This window comes from Paenibacillus enshidis (assembly GCF_042136365.1).
Classification (GTDB): Bacteria; Bacillota; Bacilli; order Paenibacillales; family Paenibacillaceae; genus Paenibacillus; species Paenibacillus enshidis.
The window spans coordinates 20,378-35,358 of sequence record NZ_JBHHMI010000021.1; the positions used below are offsets into that span (position 1 = coordinate 20,378).

A 14,981-nucleotide genomic window follows, 5' to 3' on the forward strand; every position below is an offset into this window, starting at 1 on the left:
GCTTGTAACCGGGAAAGGCCTGCCATGTACCGCCTTTGCCGCAGCTCAGCCTGCCGCGATGCTTCCTTCCGGTGAACCGGCAGGGTTAGACACGGCAGCGGCCTCTGCCAGCCGGTCATACTGCTCCGACAGCTCGGAGAAAAGCTGCTCGCCCAGGGCTGTCCAGCGGGCATGCTGGCCCAGAACGCCCAGCGCCTGCCCGATCTGGGCCAGCACCTCCTGCATTCTGACCGGGATGTCAGGATGCGGAATGGCGGCGCCGGCAAGCTCATACCACAGCCCGATGCGCACGAACACAAAGAGACCGTGCAGCACTCCTTTCAGCGGGCGCAAATCCTCCCGCCAGGGCGAAGGAACCCGCTCCTCCGGGCTGTTCAATAACAGATCATCCAGTTCAAACAGCTGGTCCAGCCGGGCGTGGCCGAATTCATGAATCAGATTTTCGGTCGTCCACATCAGATTGCTGCGGTGAGACATGAAAATTGCTCCCTGGAACAGGTTGTGGGTAAGCGCCCCGATCCCCCGGGTATCCAGAAGATACACCACCCGCACATGCGCGGACGCCTCCCGGTACATCTGTGGCCAGATCTCCTGGATCAGGTCCATGGCCTTCTCGTAATACCACATATCCGCGAGAGGCATGGAACGAATCGCCGGAAATGACGGCTTTTCCTTGCCGTAGGATTGTATGATCTCCGGCAGCTCTTGCTCCAGAAAGGCTTCAACGAGCGGATCGGAGCCCCCGAACTGGATGTCGCCATGCTTGTAGAAGCCAAGCCGCTTGAGTAGCGGGGCGGCTGGCTCCTTTTCACCGGTCAGCTCGGAGAATCCGATCTCAAACCGCCGCTCTCCTGCAGCTATCCGTACCCTGTCCCCCGTCTTGGCCAGCCTGACCTGCATCCCCTGCGCTTCCGTACCGAGATCCACGGCTGTGATACAGCCCGGAAAATATACGCTTCCCTCCGCATCCGCCTGCAGCACCGCTGTATCCGGCCCCTCCTGATGCTTCCATAGCGGGATGAGGACCAGACGCGCGAATTCCTCCAACAGCTGCTCCCTGACCGGCTTGTCAGGTACCCCTCCTTGAAAGGCGGGAAACAACCGGGTATCCATCCAATTCACCAGCACAGGATGCATAAGCTCACGGTAATGCTCTTCGCGCAGCATGCTGTCCCAGCGCAGCAGGTCCGCATCCTGCTCCGCACAAGCCTGCAGATGATGCCTCAGCCCCTCCATGCGGCGCTTCACCATCAGGGTATATACAAAATCATTTTTCATTTCGGACGGCTGTACAAACTTGAACATCTACATAACCTCCTTGGTTGCGGCCCCTGCTTCCGCAGCAGCCGGATGATGCACCGACGCATCCGAATCCTTGCGGATAGCCGGGTTCATAACCATCAATACGATCACCATAATCCCGAAAATCCCCATCACACCAAAGAAGCTGCGCACCGGTATCCATGACAGCAGCATGCCCGTAAGCATCATGGCGAGCGGACGGGAGCCCTCTGTCAGAACTCTCATCATGCCGGCCGCACGACCCAGCACAGGACGAGGCACCTTAAGCATAAATAGCGTCTGTAGCGTTACATTGGCCAGCGGGCTGCCCAGGCCGGCGATGAACACAAACAGCGCTTCCCATACCAGCCCCCGAATCCAGAACAGCATGCCGAGACCGGTCATCAGCAGACCGAGACCTGTTGACATGGTAACGACATAAGGCCACCGTCTGACGAATCCCGTTACCAGCGCACCAGCAGCAATGCCGATGAAGAAAGAAATTTCCAGCACCGCGAGCTCGGAAGAGTTATTGACCATAAGGGGAAACAGCAGAGCGGTGGGGGACAGCATGAAGTTGATCAGCATAATGTAAATGATCAGATTGCGCAGCAGAGGCTGCGTCATGATCGTGTCCAGCCCTTCCTTGAAATCAGCGGCCAGGCTGGCAATATTCATTTTCTCTTCCTTCCGCTCCGTCATGCGGGCATCCCGTACCGTCATAAGCAGCAGGCAGGATACAAAAAACGTAGCCGCATTAAAACTGAAGGCATAGACCGTTCCAAAGGTTAGCAGCCATGCTCCGAGAGCGGGAGCCGATAATCCTACCACGGTCTGTACCAGTTGGGCCACACTTTGGGCCTGAAACATATACGGTTCGGGCACGACATTCCGGACCGTGACCGCTCTGGCCGGTCCGAAGAATGCCGTGAAGGATGACAGCAGGAGCGCGGCCGCGATGAGCTGGTACGGCTGCAGCAGTCCGGTGGCCCACAGCAGGATGACCATGCCGATAATGAGCCCGCGCGCAATATCACAGCAGATCAGAATTTTCCGCTTGCTGCTGCGGTCCACAATGACACCGGCGAACATCCCGAGCACAATGAGCGGCAGCGTTTCGGCAACGAGCAGAACAGACATCCATAAGGCGCTTCCCGTGAGAAGCTTCATCAGCCAGATCAGCGCAATGGCATAGACGCCGTCCCCGATGACCGATATCGTCTGGGACAGCAGCAGCAGCCGATAGTTGCGGATGGAAAATAAAGCTTTGTAGGAATCATCCATCCCCATTCCCCCTCAGAATTCAATTGCTGGGTGCAGGCCCTCGGAAAATGGACACGGCAAGCGTATGCCATTCACAATCCGGGTCGCTTGAAACCAGATTTTCATCATCAAACTCCTGCTGAAGCTCTTTAAGTCTCGTCACGTACTCATCGATGCGGGAGACAGGCACCTTGGCATGCACCATGCCCATATGAAAGAGATCTCCCCTGTTCATATTGGTGAGCAGCGCCGTTTTGACAACCCCGAGGATATACATGGCGGCAGACAGCCGCTCCGAGTCGCTGTAGCTGCTGCCCACCAGCAGATGAAACGTGTCCGCCTTGGAGGAATAGCATTTCTCGACAATTCCGCCGCTGACCTTCTCTGAATGCAAAGTAATAAATTCCTGCTTCAGCATGCTGTCGAGAATATAATTCATTTTGGCCCTCGAACAGCCGAGCCGGTCGGCCAGCTCTCCCGCAGTGGAAGGCTTATCCATAATGCTCAGGAATACCTCCAGCCCCCTGTCTTTAATGAGCCGCTCCAAAAGCTCCGGCTTTCCCTGTACGTCACTGCCGCTGCCGTATTGCGATGGCGTCATGATTCATCCTCCTTACAGTAAAATAGCCAGTTCCTCTGAGCCTACACCGAGGGCCGAAAGGGCCATACGATCCTGATTGAACAGCTCGCAAGCGAACGACTGCAGCTCTTCAGCGGTCAGGCGCTCGATTTCGACCCGCTCCAGATCGATGAAGAAATCTCTGTTCAGGAGCGCGTAACGGCCTGTAATCTGCAGCAGCTTGGCGTCATTGCCGGGAACCTGCATCAGGTTGGTGATTCTTGCGGCCTTCACCCGCTGGAGCTCTTCCTCTCCAATGGCACCTGTTTTCAACTCCTCCAGTACGGATAAGATAGCCTCGTAAACCTCCTTGATCTGGTCCCGGCGGCAGTTCACCTGGATGCTTAAATATCCGCTGAGCGCATAGCTTTGCGTATAAGAAAAGACCAGATAGGCAAGCTCCCGCTTCTCTCGAAGCTCCACATGCAGGCGTGACTTCAGCCCTGAGCCGAGAATGACGGACAGAAGATTCATCAACTGCCTTTCCTGGGAATGAAAGGACGCCCCCACAAAAGAAATGTTCAAGTCCACCCTTGGGTTTGCAGTAGGCAAGCCCAGGATGCTCGGTTCGATTTCAATGACAACATCCCGCTGCTTCCCCTGGTACTTCCAATCGCGGAAATAACGGCCCACCTGCTCGATGACTTCTTCAGGCTCAACATTGCCCTGGACAATCATCTGGGTATTGTTCGGAATATAATAGTGATGCAGCCTCTCTTCAATCTGCTCCCGGTTAAAGCCAAGAATGTTGTTCCGGTTCCCGATCACAAATTGCCCCAGGGAACGGTTGCCCCACAGGGCTTGCTCCACCAGCTCTTCCTTGATTCTGCCTGAGGAAAAATAGCTCTCCGCTTCATGAAGGATAATATTGCGTTCATGCTCCAGACTCTCCGGACTTACGTTGTTATTCATGACAATACTGCCCAGGCATTCGATCATCATCGGCAAGTGCTCCCGCTGGGCAGACAGTGTACAGCGTGTCATCTCCTTGCCCGTAAACGCCTCATACAGCGCACCGCGGTCCATCAAACCGCCGAGCAGGTGGCGGGCATGACTGTTCATATTCGTATAATTAAAGGACACATGTTCGATAAAATGGGAAATGCCGTTCACATGATTTTCTTCGTTCTTGACACCGTGATTGATAAATACGCCGATATTCATTGTTCTTGCATGAGGTATTTTGCGTATGGTCACCTGCAGGCAATTTTCAAAAACAGCTTTGGTCACCAGCTCAGAGAACATCCTATGATCCTACTCCCTTCCCCGGATGGGCCTCGCACGGGCCCTGTACCGCAAAAAGCGGCAGAGCCGCCGTCATACAAGAGCGGCTCCCGCTTCCCGCTTATTTCAGGCTGCTGGCTAGAAGGAAACGCTCACCGATACTTTGACAGCTTCCTGGATTCCCTGCTCGCCAATCTTGTTCTCCTCGGCAGATCCCAGCAATGCTTCGGACAGCGCCGAATCACTGATGATCACCTCACCCTGGCTGTTTACCGTAAATGCCTCCGGGCTGAGCGTTAACTGTTTTTTCTCCTGTGCCATTTCAATCTCTCCTTTTAAATAAAATGGGATAAGTAAGTAAAACGTTCATCAATCGTACATTCTAAGAAGCCAGACAGTGCCGCCTACCAGACAACGTTCATACCCGTTTTTTTGATCCTCACCTCCCCTTAGGGTGATCCTCCCGTTATGCCAAGGCTTCAGGACATGGCACTAAGCTGATTCTCCCCGCTTCTGCCTGGAGCAGACAGCTCCCGCAGACGCTGCAATCCGGCTTGCTTGGGTGTATAGGTTCCCAGCGGAACAGCCAGAGCCAAATAAACTTCGCCCTCGGTTACCATCCAGCGCCGCTCTACAAACCTTTCCAGACAATGCCTCACCTCGTCCTCATGCACCGTAACCCCCTGCTCCCGCAAGCGGATGACCATGTTCGGGATCGATATCATATTGTCACATGCTTGATAAATCATTGTTTCATGAAAAGTAAGCAGCGTTGTAGGCTGTACGGCAGCTGAACGTGTATCCACCAGAATGATCCGGTCATCCTTGAGCACGGAAAAGAACTCACTCTCCCCGTGTTCAGCCTGCCAGCTTTGGACGGCCTGGCGCATACGGGATGTGTACGAAAACGGGTTTTGGTGGTCTGCGTAGTCAAAATCGAAATGGTAGGCGATCTGTGCCAGCTGTTCGGAAGGAAGTACAGGATAGATCAGCTCATAAGAACGGAGCGGCCGGATATTGCAGATCCCGTAGGCTTCCGGATTCATGAAATACGGACTGAAACGGTCAAGCCGGATGGGCGCGGTCCCTCCCGGGGGCATCAGGTGGGTCAAAGCCGGGATCAGCTCTGCAGCCGCATCATATTCCCACTCATTCTCGCCGGGAAAGCCGTACAGAAAATTCCACAGCGGTGTTACCGAATATTCAGAGCACCATTTCAGCAGACGGATGTTCTGGAGCATGCTCACTCCTTTTTTCATCAGCTTCAGCACGGAGGTGATCATACTCTCGATACCGGGCTGCACGTAATGAAACCCGGCTTCCTTGAACAGCTTGATTTGCTCTTTGGTCAGGTTCGCTTTGGTTTCATAGAACATGTCAAGATCAAGCTCATTGTCCCTGATGACCGGAAGTACCGTCTTGAAATAGTTCATGTCTATGATATTATCCACGGCCGTCGCTTTATTCGTGTACTGTCCGTACCGTTCTTTTAAATACATGATTTCGTCCAAGGCCCTTTCGGGCGATTTGCTGCGAAAGCTCATGGTAGAGCCGTTGAGCCCGCAAAACAGACAGTGTGATTTTTGTCCCCACCAGCAGCCCCTGGAGGATTCAAAGAGGAAACGGCGCCTGGTTTTGTGATCCGGCAGACCCAGCCCGTCAAATTGTGCAAAATAATCATCGTAGTTCGGATAAGGAAGAGAATTCATATCATGAATAGATGGAGAAGAAGCTGTCTGCTCAGGATGTCGTCCATCAAGGGCAGAGCGAAGGATGATGCCTGGACCGGCGCTTGCGGCCGGGTCCCCGGTATCCCGGAGACGGTCGATGAAGGAAATAAAGGATTGGTCTCCTTCACCCGAGCATACCGCGTCAATGAATCTGAAATTGCGAAGTGTCCCCAGTCCCATCGGGCTCTCGACATTGGAGCCGCCGAAGATGATCAACTTGTCGGGAAAACGGGACTTTAGAAGTTTAGCCATGCTTAGGGAGGCTGTATTTTGCTCAAATACTGTCGTAAAACCGATGACATCGTAGCGAGACCAGTCATAATCGGCCAGGCAGCTGTCCAGAAAAGAGTCCACCTTGGCACGCACATCCAGCAGGCGCTGAAAAGCCTGTCCTTTATTGGAGGAATTCCTCCTGAATCGGGAATACGTCGTTATCAGATACTCCTTATATTGTTCAAACGTATCTTCCCCATCAAATAACGATTGCGAGAAAATCCAATCCCCCGCCAGCGCATTGGTCGGGTAGGTTGAATTTTCGGCAAAGCAATCGTACTCCTCCAAGCCGATCAGAGCTGCGAACTTCAGATTCAGGTACAAGGTATCACAGTCAATACCACGGCTGCGCAGTCCGGACTGAAGCAGACCCAGCCCGATCGACGGCCGATAGGCCGAGGCAAAGGGCATGCTTACGAGTGCTACATGCATAACGTTCCTCCTCCTGCTTGCAAGCTTGAAATTCGACGGCTTCCGACCTTGACTGGACCGGGATGCGAACACAAGAAGCGGCCGGAGCGGGTGTGAAATACTCAGTGATTTCCGCCTTTAGAGGGCCTGACAGGATGTAAGGAGCTTTAAGCCTTGGTTGATCGATGTAATATGTGTAAATGATTTCCGTTTCGTTCATTGTAATCAGATCATCTCTTGATTTCAAGCAAATTTTGATAGACCAGATTAAAAATGTTTTCTTTATTGCTTCAAAAATCCCTTTTGCTCAAGAAAGCCCTTCATGTGAAGGCGTACCGGTTCAGTCAGCCGCACCGCCATGATCTCCGACCACGGGGTCGTCCGTTCCCCGCCCGTACGCTCAGACAAATAATGGCCCATCGTCTCGTCATACAGCTTCACCTGCTCCATCGTCTGGTTCGCATCGTAACCGTTCATATGCAGCACGGCGGCCTGCGGCAGACGAGGGCGCAGACCAGGCTCCTGGTCAGGTACACCTACGCACATACCAAACACCGGATAGACCAGCTCCGGCAGACCCAGCAGCTCGGCTACTTCGGCAATATTATTGCGGATGCCTCCAATATACACAATGCCCAGACCCATCGATTCTGCGGCAATGGCCGCGTTCTGGGCCGCAAGCGCGGCATCAATCGTAGCGATGATGAAATTTTCCGCCGAATCTTCATAGGATGTCTGATCAGGCTTATGCTCTTCTGTCACACGCTTCAAACGATACAGATCGGCACACCAGACGAGGAACACAGGACACTGCTCCACATACGCCTGACCTCCGGCCAGTGCGGCAAGCTGCTTTTTCAGGCCAGGCTCCGTGACCGCGATCACCGAATATGCCTGCACATTGCTGGAGGATGAGGCCATTTGCCCCGCCGCCACAATGGAAGCCAGCTGCTCCTGCGTAACTTGCTCCTGATTGAATTTACGGATTGATCTGTGGTTCATCAATACGGACAACGTTTCGTTCATGGTTCCTTCACCCCTAATCCTGATAATATAAACCGTACCGCTTCTGCAGCAATATTGTCAGCCCCTATTTTCTCATCAGCGAACACATCTTCAAAATTGACCATATATTTGTGGGACAAAGCCGCACTCATCACCATAACAAGGGCATTGGTTGCCGAACCGAAGAAGAATATTCCATCCTCCTTCCCCCTCAGCAAAAGCGATCTTACCTGCCCCCAGACCTCAACCAGAACATTCATCACAATCTGCCTGCGCGGTGAGCGCAGCAACATTTCCTGTTGGATCATAAAGCTTAGCTCCCCATCCTGGTAAGTCAAGCGAATAATCCGTGAAACCAGCAGACGAATCCCTTCAATGGGGTCCAGATCGGCGAAATTTACACTTTTCAGCTCCATAATGGGAAAAAACTGCTCAAAAACCGCCTGATATACGCCCTCTTTCCCCCCGAAGTGATAAGATATCAGCGCAATGTTGGCACCTGCCGCTTCACAAATCTGCCGACAGCTCGTTCCACTGTAGCCGTGCTGGGCAAACAACTTTTTGGCCGCCAGCAGGATACGCATTTTGATATCCGGTTCCGTCTGCGTCATTCTACCCCGATCTCCTTCGTCATATGCTAGTTTTATTATGTATCTTTGCCAAAGGGGAATCAAGCGGGCCGTGCTGCATGACCCGCAGAGAGATTCGCCTTTCGGCTGCTTATGTGGTCTTCGGCACTACTGCGGGAGCCACTGCTGGTTTTCTCTTCAAAGCTGTTGCCAGCAGGGCGACCCCCATACATACGAGCAGAATAAGAGCAAGCACTCCCGCCGCATGACCAGCGCCCGGACCTCCCAGCTGCAGGCTCATAATGCCATTGACGGCATAGGTGGCCGGCAAAAACGCCCCGATGTGCTGATAGAAGCCATTCAGCATTTCACGCGGCACCATCGCTCCCGAGGATACAAGCTGGATGGACAGCATAGTGATGTTAAAGAACATGCCCGGCATGCCGAATACGATCAGAAACATTTGCGTGAAAAACATGAAAGTCAGCATCAGCAGCCCTTCATACAGCCACATCAGCCCAAAGCCCTGCTCCATCTGTCCTCCCAATACGTTGATCAGAACCGTTCCCACAAACGAAACAACCAGTGCTGTTCCCACGTTAATCAGCACTCGCGCGCCATATTTGCTCCATTTGCCGACCTGATTGCCGAGGGCCATCGTTGACTGTTGTATATTCAGCCCCATGATCATGGAGCCTACAAACGTAGCCAAAACCATCATCATCGGCACCATTTGATTATTCATTCCAGCCACCGGGTGAATGGAAGTCACCTGCGACTCCACCTTCTCCGTTAACGCCCCGGCTGTCTGTTCCGCCGCTGCCGCCGGCATATTGGCCTGGACAAGCGCCGCCGTCGTTCCTTGCACGGCCGCCTGGCTGTTGATCGTGGCCGTAACATTCTGCTCAACACCCTGCATGATGCTCTTGATCGACATCGGATTGGCTTCATTGATGGTGTAACGGATTTCCGCCTTTTCCGCCGGTGACGTCAGCCGAGCAGTGAAATCAGCCGGTATTTCCATCACCATCTGCATTTCCCTGTCATTGAGTCGTTTTTGCGCTTCCTCTGCCGTCAATCCCGTTACGATTTGAAAAGGCAGCTTGCCTTCCAGCTCATCGGCAATCGTCTTGCCGACGTCCTGGTCCTCGTTGACGATAGCTATTTTCAGATTGCTGCTGCGCTCGGTTACTCCACTGTATGCGGTCATCCAGATAACACTGAAAATAATCTGGAACATCAGAGCGGTAATGATGCCCACAATGGTCATGGGCTTGCTGAAATAAAGCTTTAATGCTTTAAGCATGTTTCATCCTCCAAATTTAAATTAATCACACGTTTAAATCAAACGTTTGTTTAAAACAATATTAGATTTGAAACTATATGTCAATATTTTTATGTAATTTTCATTAACTATTACAAACGTAATGAACAACCTGTTGAAGCGATACAAGGGGCTATTATAGAGTAGAGTTAATTACTCAACTTTCGCAGGGCCCAAATCCACTTAAATCTTTGTAGCTGCTGGGTTCTGAGGAATTCGAATCCCCTTCTAGTGCTGGACAGTCAAGCCGCCAGCCGATCGTGGCAAGGCATGTGATACTCGCTTTTCAGGAGCTTTGCACGATTATCCCGTTGGATCAGGTACAGAAAAACAGAAAACCGGGAACCGAAAATACACTTTAGGCACGTTAAAGAAAATAACGGATCAAATGAGGCGAAAAATCGCCTGTTGTTACGCTATTCAGAACCATTGAATGGGTCTATTATTTTTTGGATTGTGCCTTATGGAGAAGCAGATCGGTTCGAGGTCGTGAGACGTTCTTTGGAGAAAGCAGAGCGTTTAGGTGATGTGAAACCGACCGAGAGAGAAGGAAGGGAGCTAAGCAAGGCATCGGAAAAATAAAAAGACCCTGGTCCTCGTTGCCGCTTGAACCTGAATTTTTCCGATTTCCTCGTTCATACTAGCCCAGACTAGCCCACACCGATCAAGCGACGTACCTTATGCTCACCTTTCCTCGTTCAAGCCCTGCAATTAGGCCGCAGCCGCAAGAGGCTGCACCGGTTGGCGCGCAATCAGTCGGCGGTAAGGGATCGCCGGAATCGCCACACCGATGTACAGCAACTTCTGCCACATCGTTCCTTCCGCTCCGGACAGGTGCGTTTCTTCCCCTTCGAGCAGGCGCAGTCGGCGGCGTCCGGTGTACTCGTTGAGATACGCCTGCAGATGCTTCGGACCCAAAGCTACATACGTACTCTTCAGCGATTTCCACGCCTCTCTCACCACTTTCCGCAAGGGCGTATACAGCCGATAGGCTTGAAGGAACGATTGTACCGCCGATGCACGGACATCTACCTGTTCGGTGATGAATGCAGTAAGTTCGTGACGATTTGCTCTTTGCCCATCTCCCTTCTTCTGCGGGACCAGGCGGATTTTGACCTGCTCCAGCTCGCCCGACTCCGTGACCGTGCACCCGGCTACGACCACCGAAGCATGCGGATGAGAAAACTGAGGCCGGGACGGATTACACCCATACAGGTCACTGTTCACCTTCACGTCTCCGCAGAGCAGCTCCCGGGCATCGAACTCCCCGATGGCATGGCGGATTCGATGCAGCATAGACCAGGCGGTCTTGTAGGTGACCTGGATCACCTGGCTCAGCCGCATCGCCGAGATGCCTTCGGGGAGCAGGAACAACTCCAGCGCCTGGAACCACTTGGTCAAGGGAAGATGAGTTCGTTCAAAAATCGTGCCAACCAAAGCCGACGTTTGATGCGCACACCTGGCGCACTCGAACAAAGGGATGCGCCGGGAAGTCAGACGGCTGCAGCGGGTATGGGCGCAACGCGGGCAGACGAAGCCGTTCGGCCACTTCATCGCGATCAATGCCTCCATACAGGCCTGCTCGTTGTGATAACGACGACTAAAGGATTGAAGTTCCGTTTCCACTTGGACTTCCATGTCTGCTCGCCCCCAAATCCACAATCCACAATCCACGAACATAAGTTCTTTTTTTCATTATACCAAACATGTGTTCTTATTTCAAGTTGAACATTCCACTTGAGCTGCCTCTTTTTTTCTTTTCTCGTTTCTCGTTTCTCTTTATTCCTTCCCCTAGGCCCCCCAACCCTCAACCCCCGCATTCTGATCAAAAGGGATAATCGTGCAAGGCTGTATGGAGAGGCACCAAGCACCAAGCACCGGGCACCAGACACCACACACCGGGCACCACAGCCTACAGACACCCATCTCACTCTGGCTACTAGACTCTGAGGGGGGGATCCCCTTCTTGCAAGAAAGCTAGCAAAAAGCTGTGTGCTTTGATTCAGCCTCAACCCCAGCAGTAGATCTCCGTTTTACCCCGTTATATCAGGGCCTGTATGCCGATTTCTTGCTGCGAAAGTTGAGTTGGTAACATTATGAAGCCTATCAGGTACGCCCAACTCTAGGCCAACTTCATAGCTTGACCCGTTGCAGCCGCAGCGCGTTCAGCACCACCGAGACCGAACTGAACGCCATCGCCGCTCCTGCCAGCCATGGGGCCAGGAAACCGAGCGCCGCAATCGGAATGCCGATGACATTGTAGGCCAAAGCCCAGAACAGATTTTGCTTGATGTTGGCCATCGTGCGGCGGCTCATCTCAATCGTGTCGGGAATGCTGTTCAAATCGCCGCGCATCAGCGTAATATCCGCAGCCTCCATCGCCACATCCGTGCCTGTGCCCATGGCCATGCCGACATCTGCCGTAGCCAAAGCAGGCGCATCGTTAATGCCGTCTCCAACCATGGCGACAGTACCGCCCTGCTCCTGCAGCTTTTTCACTTCGTCTGCTTTTCCTTCCGGCAGCACTTCGGCCAGCACCCGGCGGATTCCGGCCTGCTCCGCCACCGCCTGCGCTGTCCGCTCGTTATCACCGGTGATCATCAGCACCTCGACTCCCATCGCATGCAGACGGGACACGGCTTCACGCGAAGTATCCTTGATGGTGTCGGCCACTGCAGCCAGCCCTGCATACCGGCCATCCACGGCAATGATCATAGCCGTCTTGCCGCTGCTCTCCAGCTGCTCCATCAACTCATGGACCTGTGTATCAAGCTGCACCTGTTCCCGTTCCATCAGCCTGCGCGTACCCGCCAATACCGTGCTGCTCTCAACGACAGCCTTGACGCCATAACCAGGAATGTTCTCAAAGGCGGATGCCTCCGGCAGCTCCACGGAACGGGCCGATATCCCCCCGACGATGGCCTCTGCCAGCGGATGCTCCGAGCCCTTCTCCGCAGCTCCCAGCAAGCGGAGCAAACGCTCTTCCGGCATACCGGTTGCCGGGATGATGTCCGTCAGCTCCGGCTTGCCGTTCGTAACGGTGCCTGTTTTATCCAGCACCACCGTACGAATATTGCGTGCCGCTTCCAGATGTTCTCCACCCTTGAACAGGATGCCGTATTCGGCCGCCCGTCCCGAGCCTGCCATAATGGACGTCGGTGTAGCAAGACCAAGCGCACACGGACAGGCGATGACGAGAACGGCAATCGCCTTCTCCAGCGAGCCGGCGAAATCGCCCGGTGCAGCGAAGAAGTACCAGATTGCAAAGGTCACCAGCGCGATGCCCACGACAATCGGGACAAAAATGCCCGAGATGACATCCGCAATCCGCTGAATCGGAGCTTTGGAGCTTTGCGCCTCCTCCACCACCCTGATAATTCGCGCCAGCGTGGTGTCCGCGCCTACACGGGCCGCGCGGATTTTCAGCAGCCCGTTCTTGTTCAGGGTCGCGCCGGTAACCGGATCACCCGGCTGCTTCTCGACCGGCAGGCTTTCCCCGCTCAGCATCGATTCGTCCACCGCCGAGCGTCCTTCCATGACTTCTCCGTCAACCGGGACCTTTTCCCCTGGACGCACGATCAGAATATCCCCAACAAGCACCTGCTCGATGGGCACATCCAGCTCCTGTCCGTCCCTTACGATCCGGGCCGTACGCGCCTGCAGTCCCATCAGGCTTTTAATGGCATCAGAGGACCGGCCTTTGGCCACGGCCTCAAACCATTTGCCTACCAGGATCAGCGTAATGAGCACCGAACTGGTCTCATAGTACATTTCAACCTGACCGTGTCCGTGCATTCCAACCGACTCCAGCGTGAGATACAGACTGTAGAAGTAAGCCGCCGAAGTCCCCAGCGCCACAAGCACATCCATGTTGGCGCTGCCGCTGCGCAATGCTTTGAATGCCCCGACATAGAACTGCCAACCGATAACAAACTGTACGGGTGTCGCCAGAATGAGCTGGAACCATGGATTCATAAACAGCTCAGGCACATAGAGGCCAGAGGTGAAGCTGAAGTGCCCGACCATCGCCCACAGCAGCGGCAGCGACAGAATGGCGGAGATCATCCACTTCCACTGTTTGCGCCGGATTTCACGCCGCCGCACATCGGAGATATCCGAGCCTTCCGCCTGCAGCACGGCACCGTAGCCAAGCTGCTCCACTTTTTTAGCCATGTCGACAGCGGTGACCGTACCCGCCATATACTCCACATGCGCAGTTTCCAGCGCCAGGTTGACGCTTGCCGAGGTCACACCAGGCATTCTCGACAGTCCCTTCTCGATCCGGCTGGCACAAGCAGCGCAGGTCATTCCCGTAATATCAAAATCCGCCTGTTCCACAGCCGTACCGTAGCCGAGAGAGTCGATTTTGTCGCGCACGTCCTGAAGATTCGCGACTTCCGGATCAAAGCGTACCGTTGCCTGTTCCAAAGCCAAATTGACATTGGCCTGTGTTACCCCGTCCATCCGGTTGAGCCCTTTTTCAATCCGAGTGGCGCAAGCCGCACACGTCATGCCTGTAATATGCAGGGTTGCCTGCTCGTTCCCTTCCGCTTGTGCGCTCATTTTTGATCATCCTCCTCTATCTTAAATACCCCCATGGGGTATAATTAACTTCCAAAGAAAGAGCTTCATCCCCTGAAGCTCCCCATCGCTTTTGCAAAAGCCTGGTTTCTGCATCCTGTTTCAGACCACATCATAACCCTGATCTTCTATCGCATCCTTAATCGCCTTCAGCGTTGCTTTGCTCTCATCAAATTCGACCTCTACCGTCTTGGATGCAAGATCGACCCTGGCGCTGCCCCCTGCATTTTTAACGGCTGTTTGTACAGCATTAACGCAATGGTTGCAGGACATTCCTTCTACATTCAGTGTTACTTGTGCCATTGTTCATTTCCTCCCCGGATATATTATTTCATCAATTTCTTGACAGTAACCAAAAGCTCATCAATAACTTCATTTTCTCCCGCCTGTATGCGTTCGATCACACAGCTCTTCATGTGCCCTTCCAGCAGCAGCTTGCCGACACCGTTCAGGGCGGACTGGACAGCCGCAATTTGGTTCAGTACATCGTCGCAATATGTGTCTTTCTCAATCAATCCCTTGATGCCGCGGATCTGCCCTTCAATCCGGTTCAACCGGGATATCATGCTGTTCTTCAGTTCAGGAGAATGATGGCTGCGTCTGACCGCCGCCTCTTCACCGGCGTCAGTATGGCCGCAAGCATGGACACTGCCGTCAGCCTGCACCGCATCTGCTCCTACTTCCGGCTGCTTCACTGACTG

The 14,981-nt window shown here is 53.6% G+C and carries 13 protein-coding genes; all 13 read right to left on the reverse strand.

All coding sequences use genetic code 11. The annotated features are described in order from the left end of the window. Nucleotides 1-45: 45 nt before the first annotated feature. Nucleotides 46-1,305, reverse strand: a complete 1,260-nt coding sequence (locus ACE41H_RS19115) for an aKG-HExxH-type peptide beta-hydroxylase (protein ID WP_375357172.1) — start codon at nt 1,303-1,305, stop codon at nt 46-48. After that, nucleotides 1,306-2,565 carry an MFS transporter gene (locus tag ACE41H_RS19120; RefSeq protein WP_375357173.1) on the reverse strand — a complete coding sequence of 420 codons (1,260 nt, stop codon included), beginning with the start codon at nt 2,563-2,565 and terminating at the stop codon, nt 1,306-1,308. Nucleotides 2,566-2,584: 19 nt separating this feature from the next. Then, nucleotides 2,585-3,145: a hypothetical protein gene (locus tag ACE41H_RS19125; protein ID WP_375357174.1), complete on the reverse strand. Its 561-nt coding sequence runs from the start codon at nt 3,143-3,145 to the stop codon at nt 2,585-2,587. Between the two features lie 12 nt (nt 3,146-3,157). Beyond that, the gene (locus tag ACE41H_RS19130; RefSeq protein WP_375357175.1) at nt 3,158-4,408 is read right to left on the reverse strand and encodes a M16 family metallopeptidase; all 1,251 of its coding nucleotides are present in this window, start codon (nt 4,406-4,408) and stop codon (nt 3,158-3,160) included. Nucleotides 4,409-4,525: 117 nt separating this feature from the next. Then, nucleotides 4,526-4,708, reverse strand: a complete 183-nt coding sequence (locus tag ACE41H_RS19135; RefSeq protein ID WP_375357176.1) for a hypothetical protein — start codon at nt 4,706-4,708, stop codon at nt 4,526-4,528. A gap of 158 nt (nt 4,709-4,866) precedes the next feature. Beyond that, a complete protein-coding gene (locus ACE41H_RS19140; RefSeq protein WP_375357177.1) occupies nt 4,867-6,822 on the reverse strand; it encodes a RiPP maturation radical SAM C-methyltransferase in 1,956 nt (651 codons plus the stop codon). A 261-nt stretch (nt 6,823-7,083) separates the two neighbouring features. Then, nucleotides 7,084-7,827 carry an oxygen-insensitive NADPH nitroreductase gene (gene nfsA, locus ACE41H_RS19145; protein ID WP_375357178.1) on the reverse strand — a complete coding sequence of 248 codons (744 nt, stop codon included), beginning with the start codon at nt 7,825-7,827 and terminating at the stop codon, nt 7,084-7,086. Next, nucleotides 7,824-8,417, reverse strand: coding sequence for a TetR family transcriptional regulator (locus ACE41H_RS19150; protein WP_375357179.1), 594 nt, complete (start codon nt 8,415-8,417; stop codon nt 7,824-7,826). Before ACE41H_RS19150 ends, nfsA begins: the two co-directional genes overlap by 4 nt. A gap of 109 nt (nt 8,418-8,526) precedes the next feature. Further along, on the reverse strand, nt 8,527-9,681 hold the full coding sequence (locus ACE41H_RS19155) for a YhgE/Pip domain-containing protein (RefSeq protein WP_375357180.1): 1,155 nt from the start codon (nt 9,679-9,681) through the stop codon (nt 8,527-8,529). Nucleotides 9,682-10,410: 729 nt separating this feature from the next. Continuing rightward, the gene (locus ACE41H_RS19160) at nt 10,411-11,337 is read right to left on the reverse strand and encodes a transposase (RefSeq protein WP_375357181.1); all 927 of its coding nucleotides are present in this window, start codon (nt 11,335-11,337) and stop codon (nt 10,411-10,413) included. Between the two features lie 495 nt (nt 11,338-11,832). Continuing rightward, a complete protein-coding gene (locus ACE41H_RS19165) occupies nt 11,833-14,262 on the reverse strand; it encodes a heavy metal translocating P-type ATPase (protein WP_375357182.1) in 2,430 nt (809 codons plus the stop codon). 120 nt (nt 14,263-14,382) lie between these two features. Continuing rightward, on the reverse strand, nt 14,383-14,583 hold the full coding sequence (locus ACE41H_RS19170; protein ID WP_375357183.1) for a copper ion binding protein: 201 nt from the start codon (nt 14,581-14,583) through the stop codon (nt 14,383-14,385). Between the two features lie 23 nt (nt 14,584-14,606). Then, the gene (locus ACE41H_RS19175; protein ID WP_375357208.1) at nt 14,607-14,945 is read right to left on the reverse strand and encodes a metal-sensitive transcriptional regulator; all 339 of its coding nucleotides are present in this window, start codon (nt 14,943-14,945) and stop codon (nt 14,607-14,609) included. Nucleotides 14,946-14,981: the final 36 nt, after the last annotated feature.